Origin of the sequence: Methylorubrum subtropicum (assembly GCF_038442325.1) — a bacterium.
In the GTDB taxonomy this organism is placed as follows: domain Bacteria; phylum Pseudomonadota; class Alphaproteobacteria; order Rhizobiales; family Beijerinckiaceae; genus Methylobacterium; species Methylobacterium subtropicum.
Window position 1 is genome coordinate 41,464 of the sequence record NZ_JBBXMW010000001.1, and the last position, 12,805, is coordinate 54,268.

Genomic DNA, 12,805 nt, shown 5'->3' on the forward strand with positions numbered 1-12,805 from the left:
TGACGCCATGCTCGGCCCCGACCCCTTCCTCCCCGGCTTCGCCCTGCACGACATCGAGGCCGGCCCCGTGCGGATCCGGGCCTCGGTCGGCGGGTCGGGGCCGCCCGTCCTGCTGATGCATGGCCATCCCCAGACCCACGCCACCTGGGGGCAGGTCGCGCCGCGTCTGGCCGAGCGCTTCACCGTCGTGGCGATGGACCTGCGCGGCTACGGCGATTCCGACAAGCCGGAGGGCGGCGCGCGCCACGTCGCCTACGCCAAGCGCAGCATGGCCGCTGACGCCGTCGCGGTGATGGCCCGGCTCGGCCACGCGCGCTTCGCCGTGGTCGGCCACGACCGCGGCGGACGGGTCGGCCACCGCCTCGCCCTCGATCATCCGGACGCCGTGACGCGGCTCGCGCTGTTCGACATCGCCCCGACCGCGACGATGTACGCCCGCACCGACAAGGATTTCGCCACCCGGTACTTCTGGTGGTTCTTCCTGATCCAGCCCGCGCCGCTGCCGGAGCGGCTGATCGGCGCCGACCCGGACTTCTTCCTGCGCACCCATGTCGAGGGGCAATCGAAGACGCCCGGCTCGCCGAGCCCGGAGCTGTTGGCGGAGTATCTGCGCGTCTACCGCGATCCGGCCACGCGCCACGCGATCTGCGAGGACTACCGGGCGGCGGCGACGATCGATCTGGAGCACGACGCCGCCGACGCCGACCGGCGCATCGAGGTTCCGGTGCTGGCGCTCTGGGGCGCGAAGGGGACGGTCGGGCGGACCTACGACGTGCTGGCGACGTGGCGGGAGAAGGCGCGGGACGTGCGCGGCCATGCGCTGGAATGCGGCCACACGCTTCAGGAAGAGCGCCCGGACGAGGTCGCCGCGGCGTTGCTGCACTTCCTCGGATGACCCCGTTCGGCGCGGGCGACCCGGATCGGGACCGCCGCAGTGCAAGCCCGACGTCATGTGCGCGGCGTCACCGCGGGTAGGACTGCCGATGCCGTAGCCGCGAACGGGCTCGCTGTCGCCGAGGCCCACGAAGGGGCCGTCGTCGGCGAGATCGTCCCCGCGCGTCGCGGTCGCCCCATCCCCCGCCCCGCTCGGACGGTCCAAGTTCCACCTGCCATGTTCCACATGATCTTCGGACTGCCCGGCCTCTACGTCGTCGCCCGGGTGGTGTGGCCGCTGCCCTGGCCGTTCGCCGTGAAGGCCGGTCTCGCGGTGCTCGTGCTGGTCGCCTCCCAGTACCACCTGTGGAGCCGCCTCTCGTCCGGCTCGGTGTTCGCGCCGGAGTTTCCGCGCGCGCTGGTCGTCCTGTTCAACTGGGCCTTCGGCACCCTCGTCCTGCTGGCCACGATGGTGATCGCGCTCGACCTCGTGGCGCTGGCCGGCCGGCTCGTGCCCGGAGGCGGTTGGATCGTCCCCGCGGGCTGGCGCTACGCTGCCGCCGCCCTCGCCATGCTCCTGTCGGCGTTCGGCGTGCAGCAGGCCCTGCGCGTGCCGCCGCTCAAGGACGTCACGGTCGAGATCGCGAACCTTCCGCCTGCCTTCGACGGCTACAGGCTCCTCCAACTCAGCGACCTGCATCTCAGCCGGCTGTTCCCGGCGCCCTGGGCGCGCGAGGTCGTGGCCCGCTCCAACGCCCTCGGCGTCGATCTCGTCGTGATCACCGGCGACCTGATCGACGGGTCGCTCGCCGCCCGCCGCGCCGACGTCGAGCCCCTGCGCGATCTGCGCGCCCCCGACGGGGTCTGGCTGATCCCCGGCAACCACGAATACTTCTTCGAATATACGGCATGGATGGATCACTATGCCGATCTCGGCCTGAACGTGCTCGCCAACCGCCACACCGTTCTGAAGCGCGGCGACGACGCCCTGGTGCTGGCCGGCGTGAACGACCTCTCGGCCGCGCATGCGGGCCAGCCGGCCCACGACCTCGATGCCGCCTTGGCCGGCGCCCCGGCCGGTGCCCCGGTCATCCTGCTCGACCATCAGCCGCGGGCGGCGGCCCGGGCGGCGGCGAAGGGCGTGGCCCTGCAACTCTCCGGTCACACCCATGGCGGGATGGTCGCCGGTCTCGACCGGCTGGTCGCGCGGGCGAATGCCGGCTTCGTCTCGGGCGCCTACGCGGTCGGGGGCATGACGCTCTACGTCAACAACGGCACCGCCCTGTGGCCGGGCTTCGCCCTGCGGCTCGGCCCGCCCTCCGAGCTGACGCGCATCACGCTGCGCGCCGCGGTTCGACCCCGCGCGAACTGACGATATGCGGAAGGGCTGCCTTCCGGCAGCCCCTCGCTCGGTGTTCTGAAAATCGAAAATCCTATTCCGCGGTGCCCCACTCGTCCTGAGCTTGGGCCGCCGTGCGGTTCAGGCGGACCTCGCCGTTCTCGACGGCGTCGATCGAATCGACATGGATGAAGTGGTGGACGCCGTGTGCCGCCGGGTCCGTCCTGGTCAGCTTGATGCGCTGCCCGTCGAGATGATCGACCGTGCCGACCCGGTGGCCGTCGGAGCCGACGACCGGCATGTGCTCCTGGATGAGACCTGCATCGATCATGGACATGCCCCTCAACCGGCCTTGGCCTTGCTGCCCTTCTTCGGGGCGGCCCCTTCGTCCGTATCCGTATCCGTGCCCTCCGCGTTGATGCGGTCGGCGATCTCGGTGAGGAGCTGATCGGTCTTCTTTTCCTCCTGCAGCGTCGCGTCGAGGAGCTTGGCGGCGTCCGCGTAGCCGAGCTGGGTCGCCCAGGTCTTGAGGGTGCCGTAGCGGGCGATCTCGTAATGCTCGATCGCCTGGGCGCAGGCCGCCAGCACGGCGTCGGCGGCCGGGCTGTCCTCGAAATCCTCCAAATCCTCCTCCATCTCGGAGGTCAGGCCCTGCATGGCCTCGCAGGTCTTGCCGCGGGCCGGCTTGCCGATGATCTCGAACACCTGCTGCAGGCGCTCCACCTGCTCGGCGCTTTCCTCGGCGTGGGTCTCGAACGCTTGGCGCAGCTCCTCGTTCTCGGCCGATTTGGCGGACTTCTTCAGAGCTTTGACCGATTGCCGCTCAGCGTAATAGACATCCTTCAACGTCTCATAGAAGGCGTCATGCAAGGTCTTCTGCTTGGCAGCCATCGCGATCGATCTCTTGCTTGTTGAACGGGTGAGGCTACAGGGATGATCTCGCCGGCAGCCTGCAGCGAAGAAACCGAGCGTCGGGCAACGGGGTCCGAAAATTAATCCGGGATAAACTGCAAAATTGCGGGAACTTCACGGCTCAGGTCGGCGGCCGAGCGTCCGCGCCTCGGCCGGCCAGCTCAGGGGGCCGCGACCTCGACGTGGTCGCCGACTCCGTCGGTCTTGCCGCTGAGGCCGGGGACCTCGTCCAACTGCCGCAGGCTGGTGAAGCGGCCCCGCTCCTCCCGGTAACGGACGATCTCGTGACCGTGGCCTTCGAGGGCCGGCACACCGTCCAGTTCCTCGGCCGTCGCGGTGTTCAGATCGATCATGGTGGGCCTCCGACGTTTCGCCCCACCGGAACGCCGTCTGCCGCCGCCTGTTTCCCGGCAGACTGATGCGCGGAAAGAAACGAGCCACGGCAATGACTCGGTCCGCGCCGAGGATCGGCCGGCCGTGGGCATGCTCCGTAACGGAACGCATACGGCAACGGCTTTGGCCGGCGGTGCGGTTGCCCGAGCCTCGAGTGGCACCGGCCGGTTGCGATCCACCGGCCGGTGCGAAGCCTTCTCCTGTTGCGCACCGGCTTTCTCGAAAGCCGGCTCCCGCCGCTCAGGCCGGTGCGCTCAGCCTTCCTTGAAGCCGTATTCCGGCACGCCCTCGTCGTTGCCGTAGTACTTGTACGGCAGGAATTTTCCGGAAAGGTTCATCTTCACCCGGTCGCCCTTGTTGTTGGGCTCGCGCTCCATGGTCATGTTGAAGTCGATCGCCGACATGATGCCGTCGCCGAACTCCTCCTGAATCAACTCCTTCCACGTCGTGCCGTAGACCATCACCAGCTCGTAGAAGCGGTAGATCAGCGGGTCGGTCGGCGGCATCTGCGGGATCGAGCCGCGGTAGGGGGCCTCGTTGAGCATCCGCTCCTCGGCCTTCGACAGGCCGAACAGCTCGGCGGCCTTGGCGGCCTGGGCCTTTGGGAGCTTCATCTGGCCCATGCAGGCGGCGGTGATCAGGATCGGCGAGATGCCGCCGATCTCGTCCTGGATGTACTTCCAGGTCCAGCCCTTCTCGCGCTTGATGTCGAGCAGCTTCTCGGTGAGGTCTTCGCGCTTCATGCTTGGCTCCTGTGGGTTGAGGGGGTGGGGGAGGGCGGCCGTCAGGCGCGGCGCGGGGCCGGCTCGGTGGTGGCCGCGATCGCCTCGGCGTCGGCCTCGCTGAGCGAGGGGCGGACCACCGGCGGATGGCGCGGGTCGTAATCGGCCGGCATCGCGTCCCGCATCGTGCGGGAGCGCGACACGAGGAAGTCGATCAGGTGGTTGCGCAACGCGTAGTAGCCCGGCGCGTGGTGGAGCTGCGTGCGGTCGCGGTCCTTCGGCAGCGGGTTCTCGACGATCTCGGCGACCTTCGCCTCCGGTCCGTTGGTCATCAGCACGATCCGGTCGGCGAGGTAGATCGCCTCGTCGACATCGTGGGTGATCATGAACACGGTCTGCCCGGTCTCGACGCAGATCCGGCGCACCTCGTCCTGCAGCGTCCCGCGGGTCAGCGCGTCGAGCGCCGAGAACGGCTCGTCCATGAGCAGAATCTTGGGATCGATCGAGAGCGCGCGGGCGATGCCGACGCGCTGCTTCATGCCGCCCGACAATTCGGACGGCCGCTTGTGCTCGGAGCCGGCGAGCCCGACCGTGGCGATGGCCTTCTTGGCGCGTGCCTCGATCTCGGCCTTCGGCGCCTTGCGCCAGCGCGACGAGACCGCGTAGGCGACGTTGCCGAGCACGGTGCGCCACGGCAGCAGGGCGTGGCCCTGGAAGATCACCGCCCGGTCGAGGCTGGTGCCGGCGATGGCCTGCCCGTCGACGATCACCGCGCCCTCGGAGGGCGCCTCCAGCCCGGCCAGGATGTTGAGGACCGTGGTCTTGCCGCAGCCCGAATGGCCGATCATGCAGACGAACTCGCCGCGCCGCATCGGCAGCCACAGGTTCTCGAAGATCGTGGTGGTCTTAGCCCCGGGCGCCGGATAGCGCCGGGCGATGCCCTCGATCGAGATGAATTTTTCCGAATTCGACATGCGGTGGGTCCCGGCGGCTGGGTCGGGGGCGGCCTGGGCGCGCCGCACGAAGGGGAGGAGCGTGCTCATCTCAGCGCCTCACTCGGGGAAGGTGACGAGGCGCTGGGCGCGGGCGAGCAACTGGTCGAGGACCATGCCGACGAGACCGATCACGAGGATCGAGGTGATCACGTTGGTGATCGAGAGGTTGTTCCACTCGTTCCAGACGAAGTAGCCGATGCCGGTACCGCCCACGAGCATCTCGGCCGCCACGATGACGAGCCACGCGATGCCGATCGAGATGCGCATGCCGGTGAGGATGGTGGGGGCGGCCGCCGGCAGGATCACCGTGAAGGCGCGCCGGATCGGCCCGACCTCCAGCGTGCGGGCGACGTTGAGCCATTCCTTGCGGGTCGAGGCGACGCCGAACACGGTGTTGATCAGCATCGGCCAGACCGAGCAGATGAAGATCACGAAGATCGCCGACAGGCTCGAATCCTTGATCGTGTAGAGCGCGAGCGGCATCCAGGCGAGCGGCGAGACCGGTTTCAGGATCTGGATGTACGGGTCGAGCGCGCGGCTCATCAACGGCGACATGCCGATGAGGAAGCCGACCGGGATCGCCACGATCACCGCGAGGCCGTAGCCGAGCGCGACGCGGCCGACCGAGTATGCGAGCTGGATGCCGATGCCCTTGTCGTTGGGGCCCCGGTCGTAGAACGGGTCCTTGAGATGCTTCCACATTGTCTCGGCAACATCGAGCGGCCCCGGCATCGCCGATTTGCCGGTGGTGGCGGTCTGCCCCATCAGGGCGGCGTATTCCGGGTCCATCGCCTCGGTCTTGCCGGTGCCGCTCACCGCGACCTGCCAGATCAGCAGGATTGCGGCGAGCAGCGCCAGCGACAGCACGCCGGCGCGGAGGTTGATCGAGCGGGTCATGGCTCAGCCCGCCCGCTTGATCTTGAAGGACTCGAGGTATTCCTTCGGCTTGGCCGGATCGAAGGTCTTGCCCATCACGGCAAAAGTCTTGCTGGTGGCATCCGGCGGCGTGAAGCCGTCCTGCTTCATCAGCTTGGCGGCGTCCGTCGCGAGATAGACCTGTCGGGCGACCGCGGCGTAGTCGACCTCGCCCTTGAGCTGGCCCCAGCGCTTCATCTGGGTCAGGATCCAGACCGCGAAGGACTGCCAGGGGAAGGCGTCGAAATCGACGCGGTCGGGCACCTTGCGCACTTGGCCCAAGCCGTCCGCGAAGGTGCCGGTGAGCACCTGCTCGACCACGGTGAGCGGCTGGTTGAGGTAGTTCGCGGGCGCGATGGCGGCGGCGATCTCCTTGCGGTTCTCCGCCTTCGAGGCGTAGGCCGTGGCCTGGATGATCGAGCGCAGCAGCGCCGCGTAGGTGTTCGGCGTCTCCTTGATGAAGGTTTCCGAGGCCGCGAAGGCGCAGCACGGATGCCGGTCCCAGATCTCCTTCGACAGGATGTGGATGAAGCCGACGCCGTCGTAGACCGCGCGCTGATTCACCGGATCGGGGGCGAGGAAGCCGTCGATGTTGTCGGCGCGCAGGTTCGCGACCATCTCGGGCGGCGGCACCGCGCGGATCTGCACGTCGGTGTCGGGATCGATGCCGGCTTCCGCGAGGTAGTAGCGCAGCAGGTAGTTGTGCATCGAGTAGTCGAACGGCACCGCGAGCTTGAAGCCCTTCCAGTCCTTCGGGTCGCGCCGCTCCTTGTGCTTCATCGCCAGGGTGATGGCCTGGCCGTTGACGTTCTCCACCGCCGGCATCGTGTAGGCTTGCGGGTTCGAGCCGAGGCCGAGCGAGATCGCGATCGGCATCGGCGCCAGCATGTGGGCGGCGTCGTATTCCTTGTTCAGGGTCTTGTCGCGGATCACCGCCCAGCCCGCGGTCTTCACCACCTCCACGTTCAGGCCCTGCTTCTCGTAGAAGCCCATGGGCTTGGCCATGATGATCGGCGTGGCGCAGGTGATCGGGATGAAGCCGACCTTCAGGTCGCTCTTCTCGGGCTTGCCGGCTTGCGCGAAGGCTTCCGCCGCGAACTTGGTGGGGAAGAACTGGCTCACCGCCGCGAGCGCGGTGGCGGCGCCGACGCTGCGCAGGAAGGCGCGGCGCTCGGCGTCTTGCGGGAACAGGGCGCGCATCACCGCACCCTCGACCGCCCGCTCCAGCGCGGCCTCGCCGGTCGGCGCAGCATCGTGCTCGGCTTGGCTCGCATGGGCGCCGCAGGAGCAGCCGCCGCGGGCGAGGCGGCGTTTGGCGTCGAAGGGGTTGTCGAACAGAGCCATGGGCGCCTCGGTCGGTGCGGGACGCCGGACAATTGGCAAGGGGTGTGCCAAGCGCGGAAATTCGCGGAAACCGTTTTACATCAATAGTTTGTCATGATCGCGCGAAACTACGAAATCTCGTGTAACATGAGATTTCGTAGCCCAACGACGAGATTTCGTAATGCTGGAGGCGGCGCGCGACACGGGAGCAGGGGCCGGTTTCGGGCCCGTCTTCGAGGCGGGCGCCGAGGCCATGCTGGTGCTCGATCCGGCCCGGGACCGGATCGTCGATGCTAACGACGCCGCCGCGCGCCTGCTCGGTTACGAGCGCGCCGCATTGCGGGACATGGCGGCGAGCGCCCTGCATCCGGGGCAGGTCCCGGCGCTGATCGTGTTCACGCAAGCGGTGCAAGCCAAGGGGCGCTGGTGGACCCACACGCTCACGCCGCGGCACGGGGCCGGTCGTGCGCTGAGCGTCGAGACGGTGGGCACGCTGCTGCCCGATGGGCTCGTCCTCCTCACCCTGTTCGATCTCGACGAGCGCCGCCAGCGCCAAGTGGATCGCGAGGCCGACCGCCACATGCGCGCCGGCCTCTCGGAATGGCAGCGCATGGAGCGGATCTTCCGCGACATCGAACGCGAGAACCAGTTGATCCTGCGCGCGGCGGGCGAGGGCATCTACGGGGTCAACGCGGAGGGGGTGACGACCTTCGTCAACCCGGCCGCCGAGCGCATGCTGGGCTGGTCCGCCGCCGATCTCGTCGGCCGCGACATGCACGCCTCGGTGCACCACACCCACCCGGACGGCTGCCACTACCCGCACCGGGACTGCCCGATCTACGCGGCCTTCCGCGACGGGGCGGTGCATCAGGTCGATGACGAGGTGTTCTGGCGCCGCGACGGCACGTCGTTTCCGGTCGAGTACACCTCGACGCCGATCCGCGACCGCGGCGCGCTCGTCGGCGCCGTCATCGTGTTCCGCGACATCAGCCAGCGCCGCGAGGCGGACGAGCGGCTGCGCCAGGCGCTGGCCGAAGTCGTCTCGCTGCGCGAGCGCTTGGAGCTGGAGAACGCCTACCTGAAGGAGGAGATTCGCGCCGGCAGCCACCATCAGGGCATCATCGGCCGCAGCCCGGCCATCGAGGCGATCCGCCGCCAGATCGATCTCGTGGCCGGCACCGACGCGACCGTGCTGGTCACGGGCGAGTCCGGCACCGGCAAGGAGTTGATCGCCCGCGCGATCCACGAGGCGAGCCGCCGCCGCGACCGGCCGCTGATCCGGGTGAACTGCGCCGCCGTGCCCCGCGAATTGTTCGAGAGCGAGTTCTTCGGCCATGCGCGGGGCGCCTTCACCGGCGCGCTGCGCGACCGGGTCGGGCGTTTCGAGCTCGCCGACGGCGGGACGCTGTTCCTCGACGAGGTCGGCGAAATCCCCCTCGACCTCCAGGGCAAGCTCCTGCGCGTGCTGCAGGAACGCTCGTTCGAGCGCGTTGGCGAGGAGCGCACCCGCGCGGTCGATGTCCGCCTCGTGGCGGCGACGAACCGCGACCTCAAGGAGGAGGTGCGCCGCGGCCGTTTCCGCGGCGACCTCTATTTCCGCCTCAACGTCTTCCCTATCGGCGCGACCCCCCTGCGCGACCGGCCGGAGGATATCCCCCTCATCGCCCAGCACATGCTCAGCGGCGCCGCGCTCCGCCTCGGCGTGCCCGAGCCGCGCCTGACCGAGGGCGATGTCCGCCGCCTCATCCGCTACGGCTGGCCGGGCAACGTGCGGGAGTTGGAGAACGTGATCGAGCGCGGCGTCATCCTGGCCCAGCGCGGGCGCCTGCGCCTCGATCTGCCGGACCTCGACGAGGCCGGCCCGAACGAGACCGCCGCCGACATCTCTGCAAGCGCCGCCCCCGCACACCGCCCGCGCACCGAGGCCGAGCGGCGCGCCCGCGACCGGGCCGAGATCGTCGAGGCGCTGGCGCTGTGCGGCGGCAAGGTGTTCGGGCCGGGCGGCGCCGCCGAACGGCTCGGCCTGCGCCCGACGACGCTCGCCTCCCGCATCAAGGCCCACGGCATCAAGCCTTGATTTTTTTGCTTGAGCATCGGCCCAAAAGGTGGTGGCCGGCTTTTGGAAAAAGCCGATGCGGCCCATGCATTCGGCGCTTGCGCCAGTTCGGCAGCGAAGCAGCGAGAGGGGGCGGCGTGACCGGGAAGGGGGGGACGGCACCGGCGCGGCGGCAGCGGCGGGACGGGGCGTTGCGGCGCGCGGCGGTGCTCGACGCGGGGCTCGCGGTATTCTCGACGGTCGGCCTGCACGGCGCGAGCCTCGACCAGATCGCCGAGCGCGCCGGCCTCTCGAAGACGAACCTGCTCTACTACTTTCCGTCAAAAGAGGAGCTGTACGTCGCCGTGCTGCGGCGCGTGCTCGATGTCTGGCTCGACCCGCTCCAGGCGCTCGACGCCGGCAGCGAGCCGGCCGAGGCGCTCAAGCGCTACATCCGCGCGAAGGTGGCGCTGTCGCGCGACGCGCCGCAGGCCTCGCGGCTGTTCTGCCTGGAGATCGTGCAGGGCGCGCATCTCCTGCGCCCCGAACTCGAAGGCCCGTTGCGGGCGCTCGTCGAGGCCAAGGCCGCGGTCCTGCGCGGCTGGATCACCGAGGGCCGGGTCCGCGCGCACGACCCGCACCATCTCGTCTTCGCGATCTGGGCGATCACGCAGCACTACGCCGACTTCGCCGTGCAGGTCGCCGCGATCACCGGGCGCGACCTCACCGACGCGGCGTTCTTCGAGGAGACGGTGGCGAGCACCCAGAGCCTGATCCTGGGCCATCTCGGACTGTCGTGATTCGCCGCCTGCAGGCGGAAAACAGCGCGGCGCTTGGGCAGGGACGGCGCAAGGCGCGGGCAGGCCGCGGAGAGTTTGTGCAAACGGTCAAATTTCGCGACTCTTAGTTTGACCAAACGGTCCGAGCCGGTACCGTTACCGTCGATCGCAAGGTTTCGTCGTCGCGATCGGACGCAGCGGGCGAGATTTGCATGACCGAGCGCATGAATATCGGCGTCTTCATTCCGATCGGCAACAACGGCTGGCTGCTGTCGGAGAACGCGCCGCAATACAAGCCGAGCTTCGAACTCAATCGCGAGGTCACGCTGAAGGCCGAGCATTACGGGCTCGACTTCGCGCTGTCGATGATCAAGCTGCGCGGCTTCGGCGGCAAGACCGAGTTCTGGGACCACAACCTCGAATCCTTCACCCTGATGGCGGGATTGGCCGCCGTCACGAGCCGGATCAAGCTCTACGCCACGGCGCCGACCCTGTGCCTGCCGCCCGCCATCGTCGCCCGCATGGCCTCGACCATCGATTCGATCTCGAACGGGCGCTTCGGCATCAACCTCGTGACGGGCTGGCAGCGGCCGGAATATTCGCAGATGGGCCTTTGGCCCGGCGACGAATATTTCGGTCGGCGCTACGAGTACCTGTCCGAATACGCGCAAGTCCTGCGCGATCTGTGGGAGACGGGCCGCAGCGACCTCAAGGGCGAGTTCTTCCAGATGGACGATTGCCGTCTCAGCCCGCGTCCGCAAGCCGAGATGAAGATCATCTGCGCCGGGCAGAGCGCGGCCGGCATGGCCTTCACGGCGACCTACGCCGACTACAATTTCTGCTTCGGCAAGGGGATCAACACGCCGACCGCCTTCGCCCCGACCGTGGCGCGGCTGGAGGAGGCCCGCGCCAGGACCGGCCGGGACGTGTCCTCCTACGTCCTGTTCATGATCATCGCCGACGAGACCGACGAGGCGGCCCGCGCCAAGTGGGAGCACTACAAGGCCGGGGCCGACGAGGAGGCCATCGCCTGGCTCGGCCTGCAGGGGGCCGCCGACACCAAGTCGGGCGCCGACACCAACATCCGCCAGATGGCCGACCCGACCTCGGCGGTGAACATCAACATGGGCACGCTGGTCGGCTCCTACGCCACCGTCGCGAGCCTGCTCGACGAGGTCGTGACGGTGCCGGGCACCGGCGGCGTGCTGCTGACCTTCGACGACTTCCTCAAGGGGATGGACGATTTCGGCACGCGCATCCAACCCCTGATGCGCACCCGCCGGCACGTCACCGGCAGCGCCGCCGCGCTCGCGGAGGTCGCGTGATGGAGCCGCCCGCGGGCTACCGCGACCCGTCCGGCCGCCACGGCGGGCTGACGCTGCCGGCGCGCCCCGAGCCGATCGCGTTCGATGCCGACGCCACCGCGCTCATCGTCGTCGACATGCAGAACGCCTACACGACGAAGGGCGGCTATCTCGATCTCGCCGGCTTCGACGTCTCGCAGACGGGGCCGGTCGTCGCGCAGATCGCACGCGCCGTCGCGGCGGCCCGCGCGGCGGGTCTCCGCGTGGTCTGGTTCCAGAACGGCTGGGACCCAAACTACGTCGAGGCCGGCGGCCCCGGCTCGCCGAACTGGCACAAGTCCAACGCCCTGAAGACCATGCGCCGCCGCCCCGAGATGAACGGGCAACTCCTGGCCAAGGGCACCTGGGACTACGCGCTGATCGACGCGCTGACGCCGGAGCCCGGCGAGATCGTGCTGGGCAAGCCGCGCTACAGCGGCTTCTTCAACACGCCCCTCGACAGCATGCTGCGGGCGCGCGGCATCCGCACGCTGGTCTTCACCGGCATCGCCACGAACGTCTGCGTGGAATCGACCCTGCGCGACGGCTTCTTCCTCGAATATTTCGGGATCGTGCTCGCCGACGCGACCCATCAGGCCGGCCCGCCGAGCCTTCAGGCGGGCGCCCTTCTCAACATCGAGACCTTCTTCGGCTGGGTCTCGGACGTGGCGAGCTTCGAGGCGGCGCTCGCGGCGCCGGCCGCCCGCCAAGCGCCTGCGGCCCGCACAGCGGCCGAGTAGGACGCCCGCCCTCACCCGAACCGCCGCCCGGAGTCGGAAAGACATGCCCAAATCCGTCGTGATCCCGCCCGGCACGGGCAAGCCGCTCGCCCCCTACGTGCCCGGCACGCTCGCCGACGGGGTGCTCTACGTCTCGGGCACGCTCGCGTTCGACCGGGACAACAACGTCGTCCATGTGGGCGACGCCGCGGCCCAAACCCGCCACGTGCTGGAGACGATCAAGGGCGTGGTCGAGGCCGCGGGCGGCACCATGGACGATGTCGTCTTCAATCACGTCTTCCTCAAGGACTGGGCCGATTACGGCGCGATCAACGGCGTCTACGCCGAGTACTTCCCCGGCGAGAAGCCGGCGCGCTACTGCATCCAGTGCGGCCTCGTGAAGCCCGACGCGCTGGTCGAGATCGCCTCGATCGCCCATCTCGGCCGGCCCGCCTGA

General features: G+C 69.0%; 14 protein-coding genes. 7 read left to right on the top strand and 7 right to left on the bottom strand.

Translation table 11 applies throughout. From position 1 onward, the window contains the following. Positions 1-7: 7 nt before the first annotated feature. Together AAHG03_RS00185 and AAHG03_RS00190 are read left to right on the top strand one after the other, a co-directional pair. On the top strand, positions 8-895 hold the full coding sequence (locus AAHG03_RS00185; RefSeq protein WP_342147947.1) for an alpha/beta fold hydrolase: 888 nt from the start codon (positions 8-10) through the stop codon (positions 893-895). A 216-nt stretch (positions 896-1,111) separates the two neighbouring features. After that, complete coding sequence (locus tag AAHG03_RS00190; RefSeq protein WP_342147948.1) at positions 1,112-2,245, top strand: metallophosphoesterase; 1,134 nt, start codon at positions 1,112-1,114, stop codon at positions 2,243-2,245. Positions 2,246-2,306: 61 nt separating this feature from the next. Here AAHG03_RS00190 and AAHG03_RS00195 read toward each other — a convergent pair whose 3' ends face one another. The 7 genes from AAHG03_RS00195 to AAHG03_RS00225 form a co-directional block, all read right to left on the bottom strand. Further along, positions 2,307-2,543, bottom strand: coding sequence for a DUF2171 domain-containing protein (locus AAHG03_RS00195; protein ID WP_342147949.1), 237 nt, complete (start codon positions 2,541-2,543; stop codon positions 2,307-2,309). Between the two features lie 11 nt (positions 2,544-2,554). Further along, the gene (locus AAHG03_RS00200) at positions 2,555-3,103 is read right to left on the bottom strand and encodes a YciE/YciF ferroxidase family protein (protein WP_342147950.1); all 549 of its coding nucleotides are present in this window, start codon (positions 3,101-3,103) and stop codon (positions 2,555-2,557) included. Between the two features lie 182 nt (positions 3,104-3,285). After that, the gene (locus AAHG03_RS00205) at positions 3,286-3,477 is read right to left on the bottom strand and encodes a helix-hairpin-helix domain-containing protein (RefSeq protein WP_342147951.1); all 192 of its coding nucleotides are present in this window, start codon (positions 3,475-3,477) and stop codon (positions 3,286-3,288) included. A 294-nt stretch (positions 3,478-3,771) separates the two neighbouring features. After that, a complete protein-coding gene (cynS, locus tag AAHG03_RS00210; RefSeq protein ID WP_342147952.1) occupies positions 3,772-4,260 on the bottom strand; it encodes a cyanase in 489 nt (162 codons plus the stop codon). A gap of 41 nt (positions 4,261-4,301) precedes the next feature. Beyond that, positions 4,302-5,282, bottom strand: a complete 981-nt coding sequence (locus tag AAHG03_RS00215; RefSeq protein ID WP_342147953.1) for an ABC transporter ATP-binding protein — start codon at positions 5,280-5,282, stop codon at positions 4,302-4,304. Positions 5,283-5,291: 9 nt separating this feature from the next. Beyond that, on the bottom strand, positions 5,292-6,131 hold the full coding sequence (gene ntrB, locus AAHG03_RS00220) for a nitrate ABC transporter permease (RefSeq protein ID WP_342147955.1): 840 nt from the start codon (positions 6,129-6,131) through the stop codon (positions 5,292-5,294). Positions 6,132-6,134: 3 nt separating this feature from the next. Further along, complete coding sequence (locus AAHG03_RS00225) at positions 6,135-7,493, bottom strand: CmpA/NrtA family ABC transporter substrate-binding protein (protein WP_342147956.1); 1,359 nt, start codon at positions 7,491-7,493, stop codon at positions 6,135-6,137. A 232-nt stretch (positions 7,494-7,725) separates the two neighbouring features. Between AAHG03_RS00225 and AAHG03_RS00230 the strand changes: the two genes are divergently transcribed. The 5 genes from AAHG03_RS00230 (at position 7,726) to rutC (ending at position 12,805) form a co-directional block, all read left to right on the top strand. After that, the gene (locus AAHG03_RS00230; RefSeq protein ID WP_412759707.1) at positions 7,726-9,549 is read left to right on the top strand and encodes a sigma 54-interacting transcriptional regulator; all 1,824 of its coding nucleotides are present in this window, start codon (positions 7,726-7,728) and stop codon (positions 9,547-9,549) included. Between the two features lie 116 nt (positions 9,550-9,665). After that, positions 9,666-10,307, top strand: a complete 642-nt coding sequence (rutR, locus tag AAHG03_RS00235) for an HTH-type transcriptional regulator RutR (protein ID WP_342147958.1) — start codon at positions 9,666-9,668, stop codon at positions 10,305-10,307. A gap of 203 nt (positions 10,308-10,510) precedes the next feature. Then, on the top strand, positions 10,511-11,611 hold the full coding sequence (gene rutA / locus AAHG03_RS00240) for a pyrimidine utilization protein A (RefSeq protein ID WP_342148555.1): 1,101 nt from the start codon (positions 10,511-10,513) through the stop codon (positions 11,609-11,611). Continuing rightward, a complete protein-coding gene (rutB, locus tag AAHG03_RS00245) occupies positions 11,611-12,369 on the top strand; it encodes a pyrimidine utilization protein B (RefSeq protein ID WP_342147959.1) in 759 nt (252 codons plus the stop codon). Before rutA ends, rutB begins: the two co-directional genes overlap by 1 nt. A 43-nt stretch (positions 12,370-12,412) precedes the next feature. Next, positions 12,413-12,805, top strand: coding sequence for a pyrimidine utilization protein C (gene rutC / locus AAHG03_RS00250; protein ID WP_342147960.1), 393 nt, complete (start codon positions 12,413-12,415; stop codon positions 12,803-12,805).